Genomic DNA, 19,702 nt, shown 5'->3' on the forward strand with positions numbered 1-19,702 from the left:
AAAGCCATGACCGAAGCCTTTATCTGCGACTATATCAGGACGCCGATCGGCCGCTTCGCCGGCTCGCTATCCCAGGTGCGCGCCGACGATCTCGGCGCCATCCCGCTGAAGGCGCTGATGGAACGCAACACCGCCGTCGATTGGGAAACCGTCGACGATGTGATCTTCGGCTGCGCCAACCAGGCGGGCGAGGATAACCGCAATGTCGCGCGCATGTCGGCCCTCTTGGCCGGCCTGCCGATCGCTGTCCCGGGCACGACGATCAATCGGCTCTGCGGCTCCGGCATGGATGCGGTAATCACGGCGGCGCGCGCCATCCGCGCCGGCGAGGCCGAGCTGATGATTGCAGGCGGCGTCGAGAGCATGTCGCGCGCACCCTTCGTCATGCCGAAGGCCGAGACGGCCTTTTCGCGGGCCGCCGAAATCCACGACACCACCATCGGCTGGCGCTTCGTCAACCCGCTGATGAAGAAGCAATATGGCGTCGATTCGATGCCGGAGACCGGCGAGAACGTCGCCGAAGATTACAAGGTCAGCCGCGAGGACCAGGATGCCTTTGCGGTGCGCAGCCAGGCGAAGGCCGCCGCCGCCCAGGCAAGCGGCCGGCTGGCGAAGGAGATTACTGCGGTGACCATCCCGCAGCGCAAGGGCGATCCCGTCATCGTCGACAAGGACGAACATCCGCGGGCGACGACGATCGAGACGCTGGCGAAACTTGCCACCCCTTTCAAAAAGGAAGGCGGCACGGTGACTGCAGGCAATGCCTCCGGCGTCAATGACGGGGCGGCGGCGCTGATCGTCGCTTCCGAAGCGGCGGCGCGAAAATCTGGTCTGACGCCGATCGCCCGCATCCTCGGCGGCGCGGCTGCCGCCGTTCCGCCACGGGTAATGGGTGTCGGCCCGATCCCGGCCTCGCGCAAGCTGATGGCCCGGCTTGGCATGACCCAGGAACAGTTCGACGTCATTGAACTCAACGAAGCCTTCGCCAGCCAGGGGCTGGCGGTGCTGCGCACGCTCGGCATTGCCGATGACGATCAGCGGGTGAACCGCAATGGCGGCGCGATCGCGCTCGGCCATCCCCTCGGCATGTCGGGTGCCCGCATCACCGGCACGGCGGCGCTGGAGCTTCGGGAGACCGGCGGGCGATATTCGCTGTCGACGATGTGCATCGGCGTCGGGCAGGGGATTGCGATCGCGCTCGAAAGGGTTTGAGGCCGGTCGAAGAAGGCGCTTGCGTCGGTTCGCCAGCAGCCCTCGGCCAGTTGCGCGGCATATCAGCCTTCTGTAAAAATCGGGTATGCTGATCCGACCCACAGACAACGACGATCGAGGCGCCATCTGGAGGATCATTTCTCCGACGATCCGCGCCGGCGAAACCTATGCGCTCGACCGCGATCTCCCCGAAGCCGATGCGCTCGCCTACTGGATGGGGCCGGACCGCGAGACCTTCGTCGCCGAAGAGGACGGGGTCATCCTCGGCACCTATTACATCAAGGCCAATCAGGCCGGCGGCGGCCGCCATGTCTGCAATTGCGGCTACATGACCGATGCAGCCGCCAGCGGCCGTGGCGTCGCGCGCTTGATGCATCAACATTCCCTTGAGCACGCGCGCGCCAGAGGCTTTCGCGCCATGCAGTTCAATTTCGTCGTCAGCAGCAACCGCCGCGCCGTCCAGCTGTGGCAATCCCTCGGCTTCGAAATCGTCGGCCGCCTTCCCGGCGTCTTCCTTCATCCGACCGAGGGTTATGTCGACGCATTGGTGATGTTTCGGACTCTGTAGAACCGTAACGGCGAAAAAGATCTGAGTGCGCTGTCGAAATCGCCGCAGCCCGAACGTCTTTAGATCGCGAGGAGTGCGGCGGGTGAGCCGTATGCGTCGCGATCACTCTGTCGGCAGGGAGGTTATGAAGCCATGGGTGTTTCCTATCGTTGGGTCATCGTCGCCTTAGGCGCATTGATGTCGTGCGTGGCCATCGGCGCGATGTTCTCGCTAGCGATCTTTCAAGAACCGATCGCCACCGCCACCGGCTGGTCGCATGTCGGGATCGCCAGCGCGATGACACTGAATTTCATCGTCATGGGTTTTGGCGGTTTCCTCTGGGGCGCGGCCAGCGACCGCTTCGGCCCGCGTATCGTCGTGATGATCGGCTCTGTGCTGCTCGGCCTGGCGCTTGTGCTGGCCAGCCGCGCCGAGACGTTGCTGCAGTTCCAGCTGACCTACGGCATCCTCGTCGGATTGGCTGCCAGCACCTTCTTCGCCCCGATGATCGCGGCGACCATCGGCTGGTTCGACGAAAATCGTGGGCTGGCGGTGTCGCTCGTTTCCGCTGGCATGGGCGTCGCGCCGATGACCATCTCGCCCTTCGCGCGCTGGCTGATCTCGGCCTATGAGTGGCGGCCGGCGATGTTGATCATCGGCATTGCTGCCTGGGCGCTGCTCGTGCCGGCCGCCCTGCTGGTCAAGCGCCCACCGGCCGAGACCGCTGAAGCCGGCGCTGCGTTCGCCGTCGACGGCGCCCAGCCACGGCTGTCGAAAGTCTTCCGGTCGCCGCAATTCATCGTGCTCGGCCTGACCTTCTTTGCCTGCTGTGCGGCGCATTCCGGGCCGATCTTCCACATGGTGAATTATGCGACGATCTGCGGCGTCGCCCCGATGGCGGCGGTCAGCATCTATAGCGTCGAGGGCCTGGCGGGCCTCGGCGGCCGGCTGCTCTATGGCAGCCTTGCCGACCGGATCGGGGTGAAGCCGGTGCTGGTCGCCGGCCTGCTGGTGCAGGCGGCAGCCCTCGCAACCTATCTCTTCGTCAGCGAGTTGACCCAATTCTATGCGCTCGCCATCGTCTTTGGCAGCGCCTATGGCGGTGTAATGCCGCTCTATGCGGTGCTGGCGCGGGAATACTTCGGGCCGCGCATCCTCGGCACCGTCCTGGGCGCGGCGACGATGCTCTCCAGCCTCGGCATGGCCTTCGGCCCCCTTATCGGCGGCTGGATATTCGACACGTTCGCCAATTATTCCTGGCTGTTCATCGGCTCGGCGATGGTCGGGCTCGGGGCCGCGGCAATCGCGCTGGCATTCCCGCCACTCGCCCGCCAAAAACCGCAACCGGCTTTCGGTGTGCCTTCGTGACGAGAAATCCGGCGGCCGTCGGCAACGACGGCTGCCGGAAAGATCGTTTTGCCCGCCTACGGGCGATACAAGTCTCCCGCTTTCGTGCATTGCCCTTCGCCGATTTCGGCTGATAGACTTCCCCAATCTGTTTCATCACCTATGTCCTTGGTTTTTCGGGAGACTGTCTTAGCCATGGTAGAACTTGCGCAATCGCTCGCATCGATCAAACTGCCGGATCTCTCCGGCAAGGCCGTGCTGATCACCGGCGCCTCGACCGGCATCGGGGCGGCGCTCGCCCGCGCCTTTGCAGCGCAGGGCGCCAAGGTCGGCATCCACTACAATGCCAGCCGCGAGCCCGCGGAGGCGCTTGCCGAGGAGATCAGGAGTGCCGGCGGCACCGTGCATCTGATCCAGGGCGACGTGTCGCGGGAAGGCGAGACCGAACGTGTCGTCGAGGAGACGGCAAAAACCTTCGGCCATCTCGACGGGCTTATCAACAATGCCGGCGGCATGCTGGGGCGCAAGCCGACCTCGGAATATACCGACGCGCATTATGCCGCGGTGATGGATCTCAACGCGCGCTCGGTGCTGGCGGCAACGCGGGCAGCCCATCCGTGGCTGAAAAAACAGGGTGGCTTCATCATCAACACCACCTCGATCGCCGCCCGCAATGGCGGCGGCAACGGGGCGATCCTCTATGCGGCATCGAAGGGCTTCGTCTCGACGATCACCCGCGGCCACGCCAAGGAATTCGTCGCCGACAGGATCCGCGTCAATGCCGTGGCGCCTGGAGTCATCGCCACGCCGTTCCACGAGCGTTATACCAATGACGAGCAGATGGAACTGCAGCGCAAGTCGATCCCGATGGGTTTCGTCGGCACATCGGAGAATTGCGTCGGCGCCTATCTCTTCCTCGCCTCGCCGACGCTGTCCGGCTACATCACCGGCCAGATCATCGAGGTGAATGGCGGCCAGTTGATGCCGTAAGCGCACCCTCCGGCCGGCAACACCGTTGCCTTTTCCCATTCATGAGGGAACTTTAGAACCGCCATTACGTTTCCCGCTTGGTCTTTTCATTGAGCGGGGCATCATGAGCTTTTCATTTTCGGAACTCGACTTCCTCAAGCCGGAGCTGGGGGCAGAGTATACGGGTTCCGGTACCCATTTCGCCGTTTTCTCGGCTCATGCGGAACAGATAGAGCTCTGCCTCTTCTCCCCCGATGGAAAAAATGAAATCGCCCGGATGCCGCTACCGAAACGCGAGGGCGACATCTGGTCCGGGTATGTCGCCGGGGTCGGGCCGGGCACCGTCTACGGCTATCGCGCCCATGGCCCCTATGACCCCAACGCCGGCCATCGTTTCAATGCCAACAAGCTTCTGCTCGACCCCTATGCCAAGCAGGTAACGGGCGACTTGCAATGGGACGACGCGCTGTTCGGCTATCAGATCGGCGAGGACGACCTTTCCTTCGACGATCGCGACAGCGCGCCCTTCACGGTCAAGGGCGTGGTGCAGGATCCGGACTTCGATTGGGCGGGTGAAGAGGCGATCCGCAGGCCCTGGCCCGACACCATCATCTATGAGGCGCATGTGCGCGGCCTGACGATGACGCATCCGAAAGTGCCGGACCGACTGCGCGGCACCTTTCTCGGCATGTGCAGCGATCCGATCATCGACCATCTCGTCAAGCTCGGCATCTCAGCGATCGAGCTTTTGCCGATCCAGTATTTCCTCGATGATCGTTATCTCCTCGAAAACAACCTCAAGAACTATTGGGGCTACCAGACGCTCGGCTTCTTCGCGCCGCAATCGCGCTACATGTCCGGCGACAAGATCACCGAGATCAAGACCATGGTGCGGAAGTTCCATGCCGCCGGCATCGAGGTCATCATGGATGTGGTCTACAACCACACCGCCGAGGGCAGCGAGAAAGGACCGACATTGTCCTTCCGCGGGCTCGACAATGCCAGCTACTACATTCTCTCGCCCGACGATCCCCGCCATACTTTCGATACGACTGGCACCGGCAATACGCTGAATGTCGCCCATCCGATGGTGATGCGCATGGTGCTCGACAGCCTGCGCTACTGGGTGGGCGTCATGCATATCGACGGCTTCCGCTTCGATCTCGCCAGCACGCTCGGACGGCAGGACCTGGAATTCGACCGCCAGGGTGGCTTCTTCGGCGCGATCCGGCAGGATCCGATTCTCTCAGGCGTCAAGCTGATCGCCGAACCCTGGGATATCGGCGAGGGCGGCTACCAGGTCGGGGGCTTCCCGCATCCCTTCCGTGAGTGGAACGACAAGTTTCGCGACGACGTGCGCCGTTTCTGGAAGGGCGATGGTGGCATGGTGTCGGAGGTGGCGGCGCGCGTCACCGGCTCGGCGCCGCAGTTCAATCATTCCGATCGGGGCGCCACCTCTTCGATCAATCTCCTGTCGGCCCATGACGGCTTCACGCTGACGGATACTGTGTCCTTCGACGACAAGCACAATGAGGCGAATGGCGAGGACAACCGCGACGGCCATTCGGACAATCATTCCGACAATATGGGCGCCGAAGGCGCAACCGACAATGCCGAAATCAATGCCGCGCGGGCGCGGCGCCGGCGCAACATGATTGCGACGCTGATGCTCTCCCAAGGCGTGCCGATGATTCTCGCCGGCGACGAGCTCGGCAATAGCCAGGGCGGCAACAACAATGCCTATTGCCAGGACAATGAAATCGGCTGGACGGGCTGGGATGGGCTCGACGATCCCTTCCTCGATTTTTGCCGGCAGGCCGTCGCCTTCCGCAAGGCGCATCCGGTCCTGCGGCAGGAGCGGTTCCTGACCGGCGAGACCAGCGAGGACGGGCGCATCGAGATCGCATGGTACAAGCCGGACGGCAACTTCATGGATGGCGACGCCTGGAACGACGACGGGTTGCAAGTGCTCGGCGTCTATCTCTCAAGGAGCGCACTTGCACCGGAAACCGAGGTGATGGACGACCTTTTCCTAGTCTTCAATGCCGGCGGCGATTGCGAAATATACCTGCCCGAGGTGAACGGGCTGGAACACTGGTCGCGGATCCTCGACACCGGGACAGAGACCAACGCCTTCGAGGTGCACGAGCAAGACAATCCGGTCATCGTCTATGCCCAGAGCGTCGCCGTCTTTGCGCCGACAGGCCAGACCCAACCGCCGGAGGGGGCGACCAAGGCCCAGCGCCGCCGCTGGTTCCAGTTCGGTCGCAGGAGCAAGTAGCAGGTCGCAGAGAAGATGAATGCCGAAGCCATCACCGAACTTGGTCTCGTCTATGTCAGCGATACCGAACCAGGCATCCGCAGACGAAGGAAGGGCAAGGGCTTCAGCTATGTGATGCCCGACGGCACGACGCTTGCCGATGAATTGCAGCGGGCGCGCATCGGCGCGCTTGGTCTGCCGCCGGCCTATGAGAATGTCTGGATCTGCCTCTACGAAAACGGCCATCTGCAGGCGACGGGCATTGATGCGCGCGGGCGCAAGCAATATCGCTATCACAAGGAATGGCAGTCTTTCCGCAGTGCCGGGAAATTCCATCAGCTGATCGAGTTCGGCCGGGCGCTGCCGAAGATACGCCGCACTGTGCTGCGCCATCTCGACACCGGCACCGAGGATGTCAACGGCGTGCTGGCGGCCCTGACGACGCTGCTCGACGAGGCGCACTTGCGCGTCGGCAACCAGGCCTATGTCAGGGAAAACGGCACCTATGGCGCAACGACGCTGCTCAAGCGGCACTTGAAGATCGTCGACGGGCAGATCGAGCTGAAATTCCGCGCCAAGGGCGGCAAGCGCGTCCAGCGCAGTCTCAAACATCCCAGGCTGCAGAAGATCCTGGAGGAGATCGCGGACCTGCCCGGCCGCCAGCTTTTCGTCTGGAAGGATGAAAACGCTGCGCTGAAGCCGATCGATTCCGGCCGGCTGAACGCCTATCTGGCCGAGATATCGGGAATCCCGATTTCCGCGAAGACCTTCCGCACCTGGGCAGGGTCGCTGGCGGCCTTCGGAGCGGCGCGCGAGGCGATTGTCTGTGGTTCCAGGCCGACGGTAAAGCAGATGTCGGAGGCCTCGGCAGAGGCACTGCACAACACGCCGGCGATCTCGCGCTCGAGCTATATCCATCCGGCGATCATCGCGCTCGCCGGCAATGATCATCCGCTGATCGAGAGCAGCAACGCGCCGCTGCGGGGCTTGCGGGCCGAGGAAAACAGGCTACTTGATTTTCTCACACGCGAGATCGAGGAATGAGCCCCAGAAATTCGCCGGCATCGGACGTAGTCCTGACCCATCCCGACCGGCTCTATTGGCCGGACGAGGGTGTGACCAAGCAGGCGCTCGCGGACTATTATGCGGCGGTCTGGCCATTCATGGCGCCTTATCTCGTCAATCGGCCCCTGGCGCTGCTGCGTTTGCCGGACGGAATAAAGGGCCACCAGCGGTTTTTCCAGAAACATGCCTGGAAGGGCATGAATCCACATATCGAGGAGATCGCCGATCCGCAGGATATGGACGGTGAAAAGCTGCTGCGCATCGTCGATTTCAACGGCCTGGTGGCGCTGGTGCAATCGGCCGTGCTCGAAATTCACCCCTGGGGCGTAACGACCGATCATTGGGAAAGGCCGGATATGATCACCATGGACCTCGATCCCGGCGAGGATATCGCCTGGAGCGCGGTGATTTCGGCAGCGCTTGACGTGAAGGCACGGCTGGAGGCCCATGGTTTGGCTGCCTTCGTCAAGACATCAGGAGGCAAGGGGCTGCATGTTGTGTCGCCGCTCGCGGCGAAGGCCGGCTGGGCCGAGGTGAAGGATTTTGCCCATTCACTTGCAGAAAGCATGTCGGCTGACGCGCCGGAAAAATATCTGTCGACCGCGACGAAGGCCAAACGCAGCGGGCACATCTATATCGATTATCTCCGCAACGGCCGCGGCAGCACGGCGGTCGCGGCCTATTCGACGCGGGCACGACTGGGGCCTCCGGTTTCGATGCCGCTCGATTGGTCTGATTTGAACGAAGTCAGCGGCCCGGCCGCCTTCACGCTTGCCAACGTGCCGCAGCAATTGAAGACCCGGCCGAAGGACCCATGGGGCGATTTCTTCGATGCGGCCATGCCGCTGGAATGAACCGCTCTTCACTCACCCCGCGCTGTCGAGCTCGGGATAATGCCGGAAAATCCCGTCCTCGTTGAAGGCCAAGCGGCGAGGCGAAGCGAGATAGCGGGCGATGTTCGGACGCTTTTCCACTCGATCATGCAGGGCGAGCAGTGCCGGGTATTCCGCCTTGCGCTTCGCCATGGCTTTCGGAAACGCATAGGTCAAGCCCTCGATTATCTGGAAGAGCGAGAGGTCGACATAGGTGAGCGCATTTCCCACAATATGGTCGAGGCCGTCAGGGTTCTGCCGCAGAACACGCTCGAAATAACCAAGGAATTTCGGAATGCGATCGCGGATGAAGGCGGCGGAGCGGGCTTTCGCCTCTTGCTTCTGATCCTCGTAGTAAAGCGACGTGTCGATCGGGTGATGCGTATCATGCACCTCGGCGACGAAATCGGTGATGGTGAGCTGCAACCCGTTGGCGACATGGCGAAGGCCTTCGTCCTCAGGCGCAAGGCCGAGTTTCGGGCCGAGGTAAAACAGGATGTTGGCGACATGCGGGATAATCAGGTCGCCGTCCTTCAGGAAAGGCGGGGCGAAGGGAATATGCGGTTCGCTTTCGCTATCCATGAGGGCGAACATGGCGTCCGTCCCCCGCGTAGGCTCGCGGGTGACGTCGGCATAGTCGGCGCCGGCTTCCTCAAGCGCCAGCCGGACGAATTCGCCGCGGCCTTGCAGGCCGTCCCAATAATAAAGCTCGTATGCCATGGTGCTCATTTCTTCGGTTGACGATCGAAGTCTTTTCGCAGTTCGTCCTTGGCTTTTTCAAGGGTGCCGCGCCGCTTTTTCGTCAGCTGGTCGCCGGCGCGGTTGATGTAGAAGGTCAGCATCGACATGGCCGCCCGGAACGGGCTCGACTTGCGCCGATGGCTCTCCTCGGCCGAGTGCTTGACGGAGCGGGCGATCTTCTTCGGATCGTCCGATTTGAACACGCCTTCCTTCAGGTCCATGGCATCGCTGTGTTCAGTGACATCTCGCGACCATTTTTTCTTCGACTTGGCCATGTCTAAAAATCCTTTGTCGGATGCGGCCGGCGGCAGATCACCGCCAGTCGCACCTTTTGTTAGTGGTGGCTGTGGTGTTCATGACGCTTGCGCGTCGCGGCCGCCTTCTTCGCCGAAGCTGACCGTTCCTCCTTCGAGCGCGCGGCGGATGCAGCGCCGCCGATGTGACCACCCTTTTCGGCGGAGCCGTGCGTATCCGTCTTGCCGCGGCCGGAACCGGATTTATTGCCGCCGCCGCTTTCCTTGTTGACCGTCGCCCAGGCACGCCGCTCAGCCTCTTTCTCGGAGACGCCGCGATCCTCATAGCCCTCCTCGATGTGCTCGGCCTTGCGCTTCTGCTTGTCTGTATAGTCGGATTTGTCACCTCTCGGCATCGTCGCCTCCAATGGTGTGCAAAGGGATCAAACTGGTGCTGAGGCCAAAAGTTCCGGCGGTAGGGTCGCTCGGATATCGGAACGAAAGCCGCGTTCGCTCCATTCCAGATGGGAAAACCGCCCGCAAACAGGAGCCGAGAACATGGAAAACCACATCGTCAAAGCCGATGGAAACGGCGCGATCGACGTCAACGGCCAAGTGTCACCGGTTACCTATACCGTCAGCCTCAAGGAGCACTCCTACGAGGTCGACATCCGCCTGATGGCGCCGCGTGACTGGTTGCTGCAAAGAGGTTTCGAGCGGGATGCCGTTCTGGTCAGCCAGAGCGGCGCGCGTATTCCCGTCTATACGATGGTGCCAACCATCACGACAGCGGCCGCCTTGATCCCGCCGACACGATCTCGATCGAACTGACGGCGCGCGACGACCGCTGCACCAGTGAGGTGGATCTGATGCGCAAATATCCCGAATTCGACGGCGCCGCTCTTGCGTAAAACGAGCTGGGAGGATGCCTGCGACCTGTTATTTTCGATAGAGCTTTTGCGATGCAGCGAAGGCATGGCCAATGTCGAAGGAGCGCGGCTGCACCGGTGCGCGGGGATCGCGGAAAATCAGCCCGACGAGATTGTCGACGACAAGGATGAAGCCGAGCGCGAGACCGAGGTAGAGCAGTGCGGCGATGATGAGGAGCGACATCTCCATCCCTCTAGACGAGCGCGGTCGAAGAGCGGCCGCTGGCTGCGACGAGCGGGACGGAGAGGATATCGGACTGGCCGTCGTTCATGGCAACTTCCCCGGTTTCGCCATAAACAACCGGTGTATGTTCTGGTTCCCGGTTAACGGGCGAGGGCTCAACTTTTTTGGGAAGCTTCAAAACTTGCAGCGTCATCCGGCCTCTGTTCACCCCGCGTGGAAGCCCACCTTTCAAATTCCATATAGCGCAACTAATTCAATCTTATGACGAAAACCATCAAAGGGCGCCGCGACGACGCCCTTTTTTAATCCAAGTGCTCGGTATTCAGGTTCAGAGCGCCGTTTTGCGGCTCGCGGTCCGTTTCGGCGCCGGTGTCACGACGCCATTGGTCTTGCTGCCGGCGACGCTGCGCTTCGCCTTGGGCTTGACTTCCTTCCCATCGGAAGAGGCAGCAGAGCCTTCGAGCGCTTCGCGCTCGTGTCGTGCCTGTTCCCAATGGATGGATTCTCGCCCGGTCGGATAGCCCTCTTCTTCCCAGAGGGCATATGCACGCTTTTTGATCCACTCGTCTCGAGTTTCTGCCATCGCTGATCTCCAGTCACATGATGCGGTCGTTCGAACGCGATACTGCCTGGATGGTTCCAGATGAACGGAGCTGTTTCAAGCGAAATCGCCCCCACAACCGGAAATATTTCGCAATGCAGCATAATAGGGTTGAGAAGAGGCGCTCAGCGCGCCCCAAACTCCGCCGCCTTGTGCAGATCTGACACGAACTCCAGCCGCAGCCTGTGCCGTTCTGCCTCGTCGCGAATGCGCAAGAGATAGGAGGGGTGGATGGTGACCAGCACAGGCGAATGGTTTGCCGGCTGCAGAATATGGCCGCGCGCCGGCGTCAGCTTCACCTTCGGCCCGAGCAGCGCATAAACCGCGCTTGCGCCGAGCGCCACGACGAGTTTCGGTTGCAGGATGTTGAGCTCGGCGCCGAGCCACCAGGCGCAACGCCGGATCTCGCCGGCATTGGGTTTTGCATGCAGCCGCCGTTTGCCCCGCGGCGTGAACTTGAAGTGCTTGACGGCATTGGTGACATAGCAGCGCTGGCGGTCGAGACCCGCCTCTTCCAGACAGTGATCGAGCAACTGGCCGGCGGGACCGACAAAGGGCTTTCCGGTCAGATCCTCCCGATCGCCCGGCTGTTCGCCGACGAGGACGATCTCGGCTTTCCCCGGCCCTTCGCCGAAGACGATCTGCGTGGCGTTCCTGTAGAGATCACAGCGGGTGCAGCCTTCGGCCTGATGCCGCAGTTCGGCAATGCTGTCGGCATCGGCGACATCGAGCGCCAGGGCAGGACCGACGGTTGCGGCTATGTTCATGATGGCGATCCTCATCTCCTTGGGATCAATCGATCTGTGCCGGGATGGTTCCTGCCCTCGCGATTGATCTCGCCAGCCTGGAAAATGATCACCGCGAAAAATTTCGCGTCATGGGAGAGAGCCGGCGCGATTGAACGCTGCCGTTTCGCGGCTATATTGGCCAGCGATGTTCTATCTCCTGTCGACCTACTGGCCGCATATCCTCTTTGTTGTTTCGATCGCCATGGGGGCCGCGGCGGCGATCCATGCTGCCATGACCAAGGAGGAGGTGCGTGCGGCGATCGGCTGGGTCGGCGTCATCATCCTGTCGCCGATCATCGGTGCGGTGCTCTATGCGATTGCCGGCATCAACCGTATCCGCCGCAAATCGCTGAGCATCCGCCGCGACGCGCTGCTGCTTGCGGCCGAAATCGACGAGTTGGAGACGTTCGATGCCGAGGCCGAGACGGTGATCAGCCAGTTCGGCCGCCGCTTTGCGGCGCTGCAGACGCTCGGTGACCGGGTGACGCGCAATCCGCTGACCTCAGGCAATACGATCGACGTGCTGGAGACCGGCGACGAGGCCTATGCGGCGATGAAATCGATCATCGACGAGGCGGCGCGCAGCATCCTGCTTGAAACCTATATTTTCGACCGCGACGTCATCGGCCTTCGCATCGCCGATGCGCTGATTGCGGCGGTAAAGCGCGGCGTCGAGGTCCGGGTGCTGATCGATGCGGTCGGAGCGCGTTATTCGGTGCCGAGCATTCTCGGCCATCTCCGGGAGGGCGGCGTCACCGTCGCCGTCTTCAACGGCAACGTCATCATGGGCTTGCGGCTGCCCTATGCCAATCTGCGCACCCACCGCAAGATCCTGATCGGAGACGGGAAGATCGCGCTGACAGGCGGAATGAACATCCGCGCGGGTTTCAGCGAGGAGGCGACGGGTGAGAGTTTTGCTCACGACACGCATTTCAGCGTCACCGGCCCAGTGGTTGCCGACCTTTTCGATCTTGCCGCCGAAGACTGGCGCTTTTCCACGCAGGAGCTGTTGAACGGCGAGGCCTGGCGCATCGAACCGCCGCAGCGCAGCCCCGGCGATCCGATCCTGATGCGCGTCGTCGCCTCCGGGCCGGATCGCAGCGTCGAGACCAACCACAAGATGCTGATGGGCGCCTTTTCCGTGGCGCGCCAATCGATCCGCATCATGTCGCCCTATTTCCTGCCGGACCGCGAACTGATCAGCGCCCTGGTGACGGCTGCGCGGCGCGGCGTCGAAGTCGATATCGTCGTTCCCTCAGTCAACAACCTGGTGCTGGTCGACCGGGCGATGACGGCGCAATTCGATCAGATCCTCAAGAATTACTGCCGCATCTGGCGCTCGACCGGCAACTTCAGCCATTCGAAGCTGCTGACGATCGACGGCACCTGGGCCTATGTCGGCTCTTCCAATCTCGATCCGCGTTCGCTGAGGCTGAATTTCGAGGTCGATCTCGAAGTGCTGAACGAGGGTTTTGCCGGCGAGATCGACGAGCATATCGAGGAAACCCTGAAATCGGCAACGCTGGTGACGCTGGACGGTTTGCGGGCGCGACCCTTCCCGGTGCGGTTGCTCGAGAAGGTGCTATGGCTGGGCTCACCCTATCTCTGAAGGATTATTTGTGATCGGACATGGCAAGTTCCCGTTGCCCTCCTATACTGCGGAGAGAAGCCCTTTTTGATCAACGGAATGACTGCGCCTTCCGATGCACGCCAGAAAAGTCAATCTTCCCGCCAGCATTCTCGCTTCGATCAGGAGCAGGAAAAAGCGGCTCGACCCGGCCTATACGGAGACAAGACCGCGCAGCGCCGGAACGCTGATCGCCTCCTATAACGTGCACAAGTGCATCGGCACCGACCGTCGCTTCGATCCGGAGCGTACCAGCCGGGTGATTCATGAAATCGGTGCCGACGTCATCGCCCTGCAGGAGGCCGATACGCGCTTCGGCGAGCGCACCGGCATTCTCGATCTCGGCCGGCTGGAACGGGAAACCGGGCTGATCCCGGTGCCGATTGCGGGCATGGCCAAGGCGCATGGCTGGCACGGCAATGTCGTGCTCTTCAAGAAGGGGCTGGTGCATGACGTGCACCAGGTCAAGCTGCCGGGGCTGGAGCCGCGCGGCGCGCTGGTCGCCGAAATCGAGCTCGAAGAGGGCGGGGTGCTGCGCATCATCGCCGCGCATTTCGGCCTGCTGCGCCATAACAGAGCCCAGCAGGCCCGAATGCTGGTCGACCTCATCAACGACAGGCAGGAGATGCCGACCATCCTGCTCGGCGACCTCAACGAATGGCGGCTCGGCGACCGCTCGTCCCTCAACACCTTCCAATCCGCCTTCGGAGAACTGCCGCCTGCCGTCCCCAGCTTCCCCGCCGGCCTGCCGCTCCTCGCCCTCGACCGCATCATCGCCAACCGCAAGGGGATCATCTCGGAGGTGGAAGCGCATGACACGCCGCTGGCGCGTATTGCCTCGGATCATCTGCCGATCAAGGCGCTGATCGATCTGGGGCCGGCAGCCGGCGGCTAAGTGCGAAATTCCCGCAGCAGAATCCGCTACCGGCGCTGCGTTGTAGTTGTTTCCAGCGCAAAGTCGCGGTATTGGTGCAGAGGTCGGCCAAGCAATGCAGTCAGGCGCGCCACATCGCCGGCCTCGGGAAGCATCCCGTCGGTCATAAATCGTTCGCCCATCAGACGCATGTCGTAGGCCATCCAGGCTGGTACGAACTGCTTCAGATTCTGCTCGAAGCCTTCAGTGTTGTCGCCGCCGTAGTTGATCGAGCGGGCAAGCACGTCTGACCAGATGGCGGCAATATCCGTTCCGGTCAACACCTGTGGGCCGACAAGGTTAATCCGGTCGATTGGGAGCGGCTCTGAAGCATTTTCACGACGCAGCAGCTCAAGGGCAGCAATTTCGGCGATATCACGAACGTCGATCATGGCAAGGCCTTTGGGGCCGATCGGCATCGTGTAAGCGCCGTACCCGGTAATGACGTCCTTCACCATCAGATCGTTCTGCATGAAGTAGGCCGGACGGAGGATTGTGGCCTTGAAATCCATCTGCTCGATCATTCGCTCGACGCTGAACTTGCCAGCGAAATGCGGTACGTTCACGTAGACGTCGGCATGGATCACGGAGAGGTAGACGATGCGCTCGATGCCAGCCGATCGGGCGACGTTCAGCGCGATGAGGGCCTGCGTGAATTCGTCCGGCACGACCGCGTTCAAAAGGAACAAGGTGGAAACGCCGGACATGGCGGTGCGTAGCGAATCGACATCGAGAAAGTCACCCTGGACGACGGACACACCGTCCGGAAACGTGGCTTTCGATGGGTCGCGAGCGAGGGCGCGAACATCCGCACCGCGCTTGACAAGGTGTTCGACGACTTGACGGCCAATGTTGCCTGTAGCGCCGGTAACGAGAATAGTCATAGGGTTTCTCCTGTTAAATTGATTGACATGTCCAATGTGTGTGGTTCACTGACGGTGCGATAGACGGATAATTTGGACACACTATCTCACTGATGGGACACCTATGGATCTTCTTGCGCTTGCTGATTTTAATTTGGTCGCCCGCCACGGGGGGGTCGGCAAAGCCGCAAGAGCGACCGGAAGGCCCAAAGCAACACTGTCCCGCCGCGTCGCAGAGTTGGAAAGCAGCCTTGACCTTCGGCTGTTTGAGCGGGGCGCGCGGAACCTCAAACTGACCGAAGAGGGGCGTGCGCTTTTCGAGCGGACAGGGAGATTGCTCGCCGAACTCGACGAGACCACGTCGGCGATCGCATCCGGCGGCCAAACACCCAAAGGAAAGCTGCGCATTAGTGCGCCTGTGCTTTTTTCTCAGAGCGCGATGGGTAAAATCGCAGCTCAATTCGCACTGAAATATCCCGAGGTACGGCTGGAGGTCACATCCGAGGATCGACCTGTCGACATGATCGAGGAAGGTTACGATCTGGTCATTCGGGTCAATCCAGATTCTGATGAAAGCCTGATCGGGCGAGCATTTCTTCGGGATCGGCTTGTCGTCGTAGCAAGCCCCGACCTGCCGCGTCCAACAAAAGATGCTGTCGCTCCTGGCGTCATACGTGGGGCGGGCGAGCAACAAACATGGCGCCTGAAGACACCCAATGGTCTCTCCTCGATTTCAATCGATCCTGCACTCGGTCTCGCATCTCTTATCATGGTCAGGGATGCGGCACGTATCGGTGTCGGTGCGGCACGTCTTCCTATCTCGTTGGTGGCGCAAGATATCACTGACGGGAGGTTGGTGAATTGGGGCGATTTCGACGGTCCCGAGATAGCCTTATGGACGTTGTATCCCTCTCGCCGACTGCTAAGCCCAAAAGTCTCCGCGTTCCTGGATTTTCTAAAACAGGCTTTTCCAAACGGAACACCTGACGAACTGGCCGCCTTTATCGCCAGATGATGAGAGGGCAGCTTTCGGGCCTGAATGTCGTTCAGACCATAATTGCCCACTGCTTAATAATAAGACTAAACGCGTTGCAGAAGCGGTTAATACAGACATCGTCCAATCTGAGTGAGACTTTCAGAGGCGTACTTCGTCCCGAATCCTATCCCCTAAGGGGGCACACTTCACCAGCAGATAATCAGACAATGTCGAGCATGCCAACTGGTGGCTAGCGCCACGGTCTGCCGAATCAAAGGCACGCCTGAAGACGATGTGTCTCTTCTGCGAGACGGACTGTCCCATTGCGACGACTTGTGGCTCAAATTTTGGACTCATATCTTTCACCCCAGAAGGAGATCCACATGAACAATTCGCCTGATTTCGAACCCACCGATCCAAACACTACACCGCTTGCCACCGGCCGGGCCTTACGTCTTCAAGCCTATGGCGGGCCCGAATCCCTGACAGTCGATAGGGTATCCTCGCCCGAGCCGGGCCCGGGCGAGGTCTTGGTGTCGGTCAAGGCCGCCGCAGTAAACGGCATCGACTGGAAAATCCGTGAAGGCTATCTCCGCGAGCGCTTCAAGCTAACCCTGCCCGCGACGCTTGGCATCGAAATGGCCGGCGTCGTGCTTCGGACCGGCCACGGCGTCACAGGCGTGAAGGCTGGGGATCGGGTCATGGCCGCCCTCGGTGGCGTCGGAGCCTACGCCGACCATCTTGTCATCGAGGCCGGCAAACTCGTCCAGACCCCGGAGGGCCTGTCTGACGTCCAGGCTGCAGCTATCCCAGTGGCCTCTATGACGGCTTGGCATGTCATTCAGGCCGCGGATCTCGACCTGTCTGGACAGCGGGTGCTGATTCAGGGTGCGGCTGGCGGGGTGGGCGGCTTTGCCGTTCAGTTCGCCAAATCGGCGGGAGCGTTCGTCTATGCCACTGCCTCGACCACAAGCCTTCTGCATGTGGAAGCCCTGGGTGCAGACGAGGTGATCGATTACAGCCATCAGACCCTGGAGCACCTCACAGGCAAGATCGACTTCGTCGTCGATCTGGTCGGCGGCAAGGTTCTGGACCCATCTTGGGCGCTGTTGTCATCTAACGGCCTGCTCGTGAGCATCGCGGCACCAGACGTCGCATCGCGTGCGCCGGATGGTCGGCGGGGCGTCTTTCTGTCGAATAAGCCCGACACCTCGCGTCTGGCTGCCATCGCTCAGCAGGTCGACGCGGGCACTTTGCAATCGACAATCGCCGAGGTAGTCGGGTTCGATGATCTTGCCTCTGCAATCGAGCGCAATCGTACCGGCCACGCGCCGGGTAAGATCGTCGCAGACCTCACCCGCTGATTACTATTCTCGCGCTCTTCATTCCGACTGAGGCCCTACATCCTTACCGGAAGGCGTTCTCATGAGCGACGCCGTGTTCAAGCCCATCCTCTACCTGCTGCATGGCTGCCCCCTTCTGGGTGATTCTCCCGATCTCCGAATATCTTACGAGGGTTTTTTCGAAAGTTCTCCAATATTGTCCGGAAATTCTGAGCAACTCGACACCAACAACACCCCTTGACGCCTCCCCCACTTTGAGAAATGCTAAGATGTCAGACCAATTCAAGAGCCTGACTGCCTGATAAGAAAATGGGGAACCATGAAGGCAAATCGTAGCGATAGGCCGGTGATCCGGCCGCTTCCCGCCATGGACCGCGCGCGTCAGGTGACCGATGCGCTGGCGGATTATGTTGAGGAAGCGCGGCTGCAGGCGGGAGACCGGCTGCCGACCGAGCGTGAGCTGATGGCGGCTCTTGCCGTCGGGCGTTCGACCATTCGCGAGGCGATCCGTCACTTTCAGGCGCTCGGCGTTATCGAGACGCGCAAGGGCAGCGGCACCTATCTGCTGAAGCCGGTGTCCAGAGCGACGATCCATATGCCGCTGTCGTTCGATGCAGTGCATCTGCGCGATGCGCTGCTGCAGACGCTGGAAGTTCGCCGCGGCATCGAATGCGAAGCGGGCATGGTCGCGGCCCGCCGGCGCACGGCGAAGGATCTGGTCGTCATCGAAGAGAAACTGAACGCCATGGAGCACGTGCACCTGGAGAAGGGCACCTCCGGGCCGGAGGATCTGGCCTTCCATCTCGCCGTCTACGACGCCACCCACAATCCGCTGTTTCGCCAGTTGCTCGAGCAGATGCGCGAGACCTTCGAGCGCTTCTGGGAACATCCCTTCGACCGGCAGGATTTCGCCCGCCGGTCCTTCCCTTTTCACCGCACCCTTTTCAACGCGATCGCGGCCGGGGATGCCGAGGCGGCGCGCGTGGAAACATTGAAAATTCTCGATATCGTCGAGGAAGACATCAAGGAAATGTCCAAATGAGCAGCGGCGCAGACCCGTTCGATCTTGCTTCCCTCATCACCGCCCACGACGACGGCAATTTTGCCGACGCCGTCGTGCCGCCGATCTTCCAGACCTCGCTTTTCACCTTTTCCGATTACGACGAGATGATCACCGTCTATCGCGGCGAGAAGGTGCGGCCGACCTATACGCGCGGGCTGAACCCGACGGTGCGCGCCTTCGAGGAAATGCTGGCCAAGCTCGAGGGTGCCGAGGATGCGCTGGGTTTTGCCAGCGGCATGGCGGCGATCTCGTCTGCGGTGCTGAGCTTTGTCGAACCGGGCGACCGCATCGTCGCCGTCAAACACGTCTATCCCGATGCCTTCCGCCTGTTCGGCACGATCCTCAAGCGGATGAAGATCGAGGTGACCTATGTCGATGGGCGCGACGAGGAAGCGGTCGCCAGGGCGCTGCCCGGCGCCAAGCTCCTCTACTTGGAAAGCCCAACGAGCTGGGTGATGGAGGCGCATGATATCGGTGCGCTCGCGGCCCTCGCCAGGCAACATGGCATCGTCTCGATGATCGACAACAGCTGGGCAAGCCCGTTCTTCCAGCGGCCGCTAACGCTCGGCGTCGATCTGGTCATCCATTCCGCCTCGAAATACCTCGGCGGCCACAGTGATGTGGTGGCGGGGATCGTTGCCGGCTCGAAGGCGATGATCGCCCGCATCAAGGCCGAAGCCTATCCCTATCTCGGCGGCAAGCTATCGCCGTTCGACGCCTGGCTCCTGATCCGCGGCCTGCGCACGCTGCCGCTACGCATGCGGGCGCATGAGGCATCGGCGCTTGAAATCGCCAGGCGCCTGCAGAAGCTCGAGGTCGTGGAGACGGTCTGCCATCCCGGCCTCGCCAACCGTCTGCCCGCCGGGCTCAATGGCACCTCGGGCCTGTTTTCGTTCATCTTCCGCGAGGGTGTCGATATCCGCGCCTTTGCCGATCACCTCAAGCTCTTCAAATTGGGTGTAAGCTGGGGTGGACATGAAAGCCTGATCGTACCGGGCGAGGTGGTGCTTCAGCAGAAGGCACAGCCGAATTCCGCACATGCCTTCGGCATCCATGCGCGATCCGTACGCCTCCATGTCGGCCTCGAAGGAACCGAGGCCCTGTGGAGAGACATCGAGGAGGCGCTCGCCGCCGCCTCACAATCCTGAAACCTGAGAGAAACCTAACAA

Annotated in this window: 21 protein-coding genes and 1 pseudogene; 14 read left to right on the forward strand and 8 right to left on the reverse strand. The window is 61.4% G+C overall.

Translation table 11 applies throughout. The features are described from left to right. Positions 1-6: 6 nt before the first annotated feature. The 7 genes from pcaF to ligD all read left to right on the forward strand — a co-directional run bounded on the left by pcaF (position 7) and on the right by ligD (position 8,254). On the forward strand, positions 7-1,212 hold the full coding sequence (pcaF, locus tag HJB89_RS02115) for a 3-oxoadipyl-CoA thiolase (protein ID WP_221131866.1): 1,206 nt from the start codon (positions 7-9) through the stop codon (positions 1,210-1,212). Between the two features lie 85 nt (positions 1,213-1,297). Beyond that, positions 1,298-1,780, forward strand: a complete 483-nt coding sequence (locus tag HJB89_RS02120; protein ID WP_221131867.1) for a GNAT family N-acetyltransferase — start codon at positions 1,298-1,300, stop codon at positions 1,778-1,780. A gap of 132 nt (positions 1,781-1,912) precedes the next feature. Beyond that, positions 1,913-3,127, forward strand: a complete 1,215-nt coding sequence (locus tag HJB89_RS02125) for an MFS transporter (RefSeq protein WP_221148813.1) — start codon at positions 1,913-1,915, stop codon at positions 3,125-3,127. Between the two features lie 174 nt (positions 3,128-3,301). After that, the gene (locus HJB89_RS02130) at positions 3,302-4,096 is read left to right on the forward strand and encodes an SDR family NAD(P)-dependent oxidoreductase (protein ID WP_221115656.1); all 795 of its coding nucleotides are present in this window, start codon (positions 3,302-3,304) and stop codon (positions 4,094-4,096) included. A gap of 103 nt (positions 4,097-4,199) precedes the next feature. Then, a complete protein-coding gene (glgX, locus tag HJB89_RS02135) occupies positions 4,200-6,356 on the forward strand; it encodes a glycogen debranching protein GlgX (protein WP_221148814.1) in 2,157 nt (718 codons plus the stop codon). A gap of 15 nt (positions 6,357-6,371) precedes the next feature. Next, positions 6,372-7,379 carry a DNA topoisomerase IB gene (locus HJB89_RS02140; RefSeq protein ID WP_221115658.1) on the forward strand — a complete coding sequence of 336 codons (1,008 nt, stop codon included), beginning with the start codon at positions 6,372-6,374 and terminating at the stop codon, positions 7,377-7,379. Next, on the forward strand, positions 7,376-8,254 hold the full coding sequence (gene ligD / locus HJB89_RS02145; RefSeq protein WP_221148815.1) for a non-homologous end-joining DNA ligase: 879 nt from the start codon (positions 7,376-7,378) through the stop codon (positions 8,252-8,254). Before HJB89_RS02140 ends, ligD begins: the two co-directional genes overlap by 4 nt. A gap of 12 nt (positions 8,255-8,266) precedes the next feature. Here ligD and HJB89_RS02150 read toward each other — a convergent pair whose 3' ends face one another. From HJB89_RS02150 to HJB89_RS02160, 3 genes are read right to left on the reverse strand one after another with little or no spacing between them, the layout of a single operon-like run. Beyond that, positions 8,267-8,992: a glutathione S-transferase gene (locus HJB89_RS02150; RefSeq protein ID WP_221115660.1), complete on the reverse strand. Its 726-nt coding sequence runs from the start codon at positions 8,990-8,992 to the stop codon at positions 8,267-8,269. Positions 8,993-8,997: 5 nt separating this feature from the next. Further along, positions 8,998-9,288: a DUF3175 domain-containing protein gene (locus HJB89_RS02155; RefSeq protein ID WP_221115661.1), complete on the reverse strand. Its 291-nt coding sequence runs from the start codon at positions 9,286-9,288 to the stop codon at positions 8,998-9,000. Between the two features lie 59 nt (positions 9,289-9,347). Beyond that, on the reverse strand, positions 9,348-9,662 hold the full coding sequence (locus HJB89_RS02160; protein ID WP_221115662.1) for a plasmid stabilization protein: 315 nt from the start codon (positions 9,660-9,662) through the stop codon (positions 9,348-9,350). A gap of 142 nt (positions 9,663-9,804) precedes the next feature. On the opposite strand from HJB89_RS02160, the pseudogene HJB89_RS02165 reads away from it, so the two are divergent. Beyond that, positions 9,805-10,157: pseudogene (locus HJB89_RS02165) on the forward strand (hypothetical protein). A gap of 28 nt (positions 10,158-10,185) precedes the next feature. On the opposite strand, the gene HJB89_RS02170 reads toward HJB89_RS02165, so the two are convergent. The 4 genes from HJB89_RS02170 to HJB89_RS02185 all read right to left on the reverse strand — a co-directional run bounded on the left by HJB89_RS02170 (position 10,186) and on the right by HJB89_RS02185 (position 11,727). Continuing rightward, positions 10,186-10,359, reverse strand: coding sequence for a hypothetical protein (locus HJB89_RS02170; RefSeq protein WP_221148816.1), 174 nt, complete (start codon positions 10,357-10,359; stop codon positions 10,186-10,188). A gap of 10 nt (positions 10,360-10,369) precedes the next feature. Further along, positions 10,370-10,552: a hypothetical protein gene (locus HJB89_RS02175; protein ID WP_207585564.1), complete on the reverse strand. Its 183-nt coding sequence runs from the start codon at positions 10,550-10,552 to the stop codon at positions 10,370-10,372. Positions 10,553-10,687: 135 nt separating this feature from the next. Then, the gene (locus HJB89_RS02180; protein ID WP_003574663.1) at positions 10,688-10,942 is read right to left on the reverse strand and encodes a DUF2934 domain-containing protein; all 255 of its coding nucleotides are present in this window, start codon (positions 10,940-10,942) and stop codon (positions 10,688-10,690) included. A 143-nt stretch (positions 10,943-11,085) separates the two neighbouring features. Next, on the reverse strand, positions 11,086-11,727 hold the full coding sequence (locus tag HJB89_RS02185; protein WP_207585565.1) for a UdgX family uracil-DNA binding protein: 642 nt from the start codon (positions 11,725-11,727) through the stop codon (positions 11,086-11,088). 166 nt (positions 11,728-11,893) lie between these two features. Between HJB89_RS02185 and HJB89_RS02190 the strand changes: the two genes are divergently transcribed. After that, positions 11,894-13,357, forward strand: coding sequence for a phosphatidylserine/phosphatidylglycerophosphate/cardiolipin synthase family protein (locus tag HJB89_RS02190; RefSeq protein ID WP_221131953.1), 1,464 nt, complete (start codon positions 11,894-11,896; stop codon positions 13,355-13,357). A 94-nt stretch (positions 13,358-13,451) separates the two neighbouring features. Further along, entirely contained in the window at positions 13,452-14,270 is an 819-nt protein-coding gene (locus HJB89_RS02195) for an endonuclease/exonuclease/phosphatase family protein (RefSeq protein ID WP_207585566.1), read from the forward strand. Between the two features lie 26 nt (positions 14,271-14,296). Here the strand turns inward: HJB89_RS02195 and HJB89_RS02200 are convergent, their stop codons facing one another. Next, on the reverse strand, positions 14,297-15,172 hold the full coding sequence (locus HJB89_RS02200; protein WP_207585567.1) for an SDR family oxidoreductase: 876 nt from the start codon (positions 15,170-15,172) through the stop codon (positions 14,297-14,299). A 103-nt stretch (positions 15,173-15,275) separates the two neighbouring features. Between HJB89_RS02200 and HJB89_RS02205 the strand changes: the two genes are divergently transcribed. From HJB89_RS02205 to HJB89_RS02220, 4 genes are all read left to right on the forward strand, one after another. Then, on the forward strand, positions 15,276-16,166 hold the full coding sequence (locus HJB89_RS02205) for a LysR family transcriptional regulator (protein WP_221148821.1): 891 nt from the start codon (positions 15,276-15,278) through the stop codon (positions 16,164-16,166). A gap of 344 nt (positions 16,167-16,510) precedes the next feature. Next, the gene (locus tag HJB89_RS02210) at positions 16,511-17,491 is read left to right on the forward strand and encodes an NADP-dependent oxidoreductase (protein ID WP_221148823.1); all 981 of its coding nucleotides are present in this window, start codon (positions 16,511-16,513) and stop codon (positions 17,489-17,491) included. Between the two features lie 298 nt (positions 17,492-17,789). Then, the gene (locus HJB89_RS02215) at positions 17,790-18,512 is read left to right on the forward strand and encodes a FadR/GntR family transcriptional regulator (RefSeq protein ID WP_207585570.1); all 723 of its coding nucleotides are present in this window, start codon (positions 17,790-17,792) and stop codon (positions 18,510-18,512) included. After that, a complete protein-coding gene (locus tag HJB89_RS02220; protein WP_207585571.1) occupies positions 18,509-19,681 on the forward strand; it encodes a PLP-dependent transferase in 1,173 nt (390 codons plus the stop codon). The genes HJB89_RS02215 and HJB89_RS02220 overlap by 4 nt, the downstream gene beginning before the upstream one ends. Positions 19,682-19,702 lie beyond the last annotated feature (21 nt).

Origin of the sequence: Rhizobium sp. NZLR8, from assembly GCF_019685025.1 — a bacterium.
Lineage (GTDB): Bacteria > Pseudomonadota > Alphaproteobacteria > Rhizobiales > Rhizobiaceae > Rhizobium.